Here is a 3824-nt window from a genome sequence, read left to right on the forward strand (position 1 = left end):
CGGCTACCGCCGCCTGCTCGCCAAGCACGGCATGCTCTGCTCCATGAGCCGAAAAGGTGATTGCTGGGACAACGCCCCCATGGAAAGCTTTTTTGGCAGCCTCAAGACCGAACTCGGGGAGGACGAGCCGTTCCCGACCCGACAAGCCGCAAGATCTGCCCTCTTCGCCTTCATCGAAGCCTTCTACAACCGAACCCGCCTCCACTCAGCGATCGGCTACAAAGCCCCAGCTGAAATGGAACAACTCGCCGCGGCCGCGTAGGCCGTAACCCCTGTCCACTCGTGCGGGGGAAGGTCAGTATGTCGCGCTGGACGTCTCGCTGGGGGCGATCAGCGTCTGCATCATTGACGCCAAGGGAGGTGTCACCTTCGAGGGCAAGGTCATGGCTGAGCCCGCCGCCCTGGTGGGCTTGATCCGGGCCAAGGCACCGCAGGCCATACGGGTGGGCCTGGAGACCGGTGCGACCTCGCCGTGGTTGTTCCACGAGATGAAGGCTGCGGGACTGCCCGTGGTGATGATGGACGCTCGCCACGCCCACGCGGCACTGTCGATGCGCCCAGCCAAGTCCGACCGCAGCGACGCCCACGGTCTTGCCGAGATGCTGCGCATGGGCTGGTCTGCGAGGTGGCCGCCCGGAGCCTCAGCTCGCTCGAACGGCGCACTATGCTGGGGGCGCGGCATCAGCTGGTGACAATGCGCACCGAGCTCGATGCGCAGATCCGCAGCGTGCTGAAGACCTTCGGGCTGATCCTCGGCACAGGCAACAAGGATACCTTGATTAAACGTGCAGAGGAGCTGGCGCAGGGGCATCCGGTGATCAGTAGCTTGGTTGCTAAGCTGGCGGAGGTGCGCCGCTTGTAGGCGCCGGGACGACACTCCCCAGAAGTGCCGACTGAAATTTCCCCAGGTGGCCTGAGGGGCTGACGGGCGGGATTTTTCGGTCGACCGGCCATGGGTCACCGATGCTGCTGCCGTCCTGCAGGGGAGCGGCGCCGGTGGTCCGACTTGGGGAGATCGTCATGATCCTGGACCTGCACCGGCAGGGCCTTTCGGTGTCCGCCATTGCCCGGCGGACCGGGCTCGACCGCAAGACGGTGCGCAAATACGTCGAGCGCGGCCTGGAGCCGCCGGCCTATGGGCCGCGCCAGCCCCGGGGCACGTTGCTGGACCCGTTCAGCCGCTACCTGCGCGAGCGGGTGGCGGCGTTTCCCGACCTGACCGGGCGGCGGCTGCACCGGGAGCTGCGGGACCTTGGCTACGAGGGTGGCTACACCCGGGTGACCGACTTCCTGCGGGACGTCCGCCCTCCCGCGACACCCGGCTTCGAGCAGCGCTTCGAGACCGCGCCCGGGCAGCAGGGGCAGGTCGACTTCGCGCAGTTCCGGACCGAGTTCGCCGACGAGCCCGGGGTGGCGCGCATCGTCTGGCTGTTCTCCATGGTTCTTGGGCACAGCCGCATGCTGTGGGCGCGCTTCGTCCTGCACCAGGACCTGCCGACCGTGCTGCGGTGCCACGCCGCGGCCCTCGACGCGTTCGGCGGCGTGCCGGCCGAGATCCTCTACGACCGCATGCGCACCGCGGTCACCGGCGAGGACGCGCAGGGCATCGCCTACAACCCCACCCTGTTGCAGATGGCGCGGCACTACGGTTTCCTGCCGAGGGCGTGCCGTCCCTACCGGCCGCAGAGCAAGGGAAAGGTCGAGAGGCCGTTCCGCTACGTGCGGGAGGACTTCTTCCTCGCCCGCCGCTTCCGCAACCTCGACGATCTCAATGACCAGCTCCGGCAGTGGCTGGACGAGGTAGCCAACCGCCGGGTGCACGCGACCACCCGCCGCGTCGTCGCCGAGCACTTCGCCGAGGAGAGACCAGCCCTGCGGGCGCTGCCCGCCGGCCCCTTCCAGGCCACGCTGCGCCTGGAGCGGCGGATCACCCGCGACGGCATGGTCTCGGTGGATGGCAACCTCTACAGCGTGCCGGACAGCACGCGCCGCCGTGCCGTCGAGGTGCACCTGCTCGCCGACGAGCTGCGCATCTTCGAGGAGAGCCGCCTCGTCGCAAGCCACCCGGTGCTGGAGGGCCGCGGCCACCGCCGGGTCGCCGGTGGGCACCGACGGCTTTCCTCGCCAGCCAGTCGTCCCGCAGCGACCAGTGGCGCCGTCCTCCCCACCCGTGCGGGCGAGACCGTCGCCCGCCGACCGCTCGCCTTCTACGCCGCCGTTGCCCAACGGCTGGCCGAGGAGGGTAGCCGCTCATGAGGGACGACGCTCCAGCCCCCGCCACTTTGGAGCGGGTCCGCCGCAACCTCGTCGGGCTGCGCATGCCGCGCGCGCTCGAGGTGCTCGACCACGTCGTGCGCCAGGTCGAGCGCGGTGAGATCGGCACGCTGGAGGCGGTCGATGCCCTGCTCGCCGAGGAGCTGACGCTGCGCGAGGGACGACGGATCAAAGCGGCGCTGCAGATGGCGCGCCTTGGCGTGGTCAAGACGCTGGCCAGCTTCGACTTCTCGTTCCAGCCATCCCTCGACCGCAACCGCATCCTGGCCCTGGCCGAACTCGACTTCATCCGCCGGCACGAGGTCGTGCACCTGCTCGGGCCGCCCGGGACCGGCAAGAGCCACCTGGCGGTTGCCCTCGGCGTGGAGGCCGTCCGGGCCGGTCACAGCGTCTACTTCGCCTCTCTCGCCGACATCGTCGCCTCCCTTGCCCGCGCCGAGCGGGAGGGGAACCTGCGCGAGCGGATCCGGTTCCTGTGCTGGGCCTCGCTGCTCATCGTCGACGAGATCGGCTACCTGCCGATCACCTCGAGCAACGGCAACCTGTTCTTCCAGCTGGTCAACGCCCGCTACGAGCGCGGCGCCATGATCCTCACCTCGAACCGGGGCTTTGCCGAGTGGGGCGAGGTGTTCGGTGACCCCGTGGTCGCCACGGCGCTGCTGGACCGGCTGCTGCACCACGCCGTGGTGGTGCAGATCGAGGGCTCGAGCTACCGCCTGCGCCAGCACGTCGACCTCGTCCCAGACACCATGCGCGTCCCGTCCGCGGCCCTCACCCAAGTGCCGCCTCGCCGGCGAGGCCGGCCTCCCAAGGCCAGACCTTCAGCGCCAAACGCCACCTGACCGCCCGCCAACTGGGGAAGTTTACTTCGGCACTTCTGAGGAGGATCCAACCGGCGTTGACACACGTCCACCATCGAGGTCTCGTCCACCACGAGAAGCTGGCAGTCGAGCGGCCGCTCCTCCGTGCGCTTGAAGCCGCCGGTCTTGGGATCGGTCTCCAGCAGGCGGTGGATGGTCCGTGCTTCCATCCCCGTGCTGTCGGACAGGCGCTTGGCGGCGCGCCCCGTCGGCGCGCAGAGCGCCACCTCCACCCCCTTGGCGCGCAGCACCCGCAGGACCGAGTTCACGAGCGTGGTCTTGTCCGGTCTTAGGTAGCAGCCACACCTCACGCCCTGGCGACCTCCGGGGTGGTGGCGCGTAAAATCCCCACGGAAACGAAGGGGATAGCTCATGGCGGACTTGGTTCTAAGGTAAGCGCAGCCTTGAGGCCCGTCTTCCAGAGTAGGTTCTGATTGTGCTGGATCGGCTTGGGGCGGAGGGCTTCGAGCTATCGCTATGGACGACGTTAGGGACGACGCGAAGGGTAGCGGGTACCGCCGGATTGAGGTTCTGACGGGACCTGGCCGGCGGCGGACTTGGTCTGACGACGACAAGGCGCGGATTGTCTCGGAGACGCTGCAGCCTGGCGTGGTGGTCACCGAGGTGGCGCGCCGCTGGCAGGTCTGCCCGCAGCAGGTGTTTGGCTGGCGTCGCAAGATGCGGCTTGAG

The 3824-nt window shown here is 68.7% G+C and carries 6 protein-coding genes and 1 pseudogene; 6 read left to right on the plus strand and 1 reads right to left on the minus strand.

The genetic code is table 11. The features are described 5' to 3' along the window. The 5 genes from EAH89_RS30490 to istB form a co-directional block, all read left to right on the plus strand. Positions 1–262, plus strand: a 262-nt coding sequence (locus tag EAH89_RS30490; protein WP_140887203.1) for an integrase core domain-containing protein, incomplete at its 5' end; no start/stop codon positions are given. Between the two features lie 46 nt (positions 263–308). Next, the gene (locus EAH89_RS30495) at positions 309–692 is read left to right on the plus strand and encodes an IS110 family transposase (protein ID WP_277753920.1); all 384 of its coding nucleotides are present in this window, start codon (positions 309–311) and stop codon (positions 690–692) included. Between the two features lie 2 nt (positions 693–694). Further along, positions 695–862, plus strand: a complete 168-nt coding sequence (locus EAH89_RS31685) for a hypothetical protein (protein ID WP_161993864.1) — start codon at positions 695–697, stop codon at positions 860–862. 134 nt (positions 863–996) lie between these two features. Beyond that, entirely contained in the window at positions 997–2256 is a 1260-nt protein-coding gene (gene istA / locus EAH89_RS30500) for an IS21 family transposase (protein WP_140887891.1), read from the plus strand. Then, positions 2253–3116 (plus strand): IS21-like element helper ATPase IstB, encoded by an 864-nt coding sequence (istB, locus tag EAH89_RS30505; RefSeq protein ID WP_140887893.1) that lies wholly within the window; start codon positions 2253–2255, stop codon positions 3114–3116. Before istA ends, istB begins: the two co-directional genes overlap by 4 nt. Before the next feature lie 71 nt (positions 3117–3187). Here the strand turns inward: istB and EAH89_RS30510 are convergent. Further along, positions 3188–3508 (minus strand): annotated as a pseudogene (locus tag EAH89_RS30510) (AAA family ATPase); the annotation flags it as partial. 103 nt (positions 3509–3611) lie between these two features. Here EAH89_RS30510 and EAH89_RS30515 point away from each other — a divergent pair. Beyond that, positions 3612–3824 (plus strand): transposase (locus EAH89_RS30515; RefSeq protein WP_140887895.1); only part of this gene is annotated, 213 nt, incomplete at its 3' end.

Origin of the sequence: Muricoccus nepalensis (genome assembly GCF_006438825.1) — a bacterium.
Taxonomy (GTDB): domain Bacteria; phylum Pseudomonadota; class Alphaproteobacteria; order Acetobacterales; family Acetobacteraceae; genus Roseomonas; species Roseomonas nepalensis.

Coding starts and splice junctions, on each gene's coding strand:
- istB (WP_140887893.1), top strand. CDS start 2,253: ATGAGGGACGACGCTCCAGCCCCCGCCACTTTGGAGCGGGTCCGCCGC.
- EAH89_RS31685 (WP_161993864.1), top strand. CDS start 695: ATGCGCACCGAGCTCGATGCGCAGATCCGCAGCGTGCTGAAGACCTTC.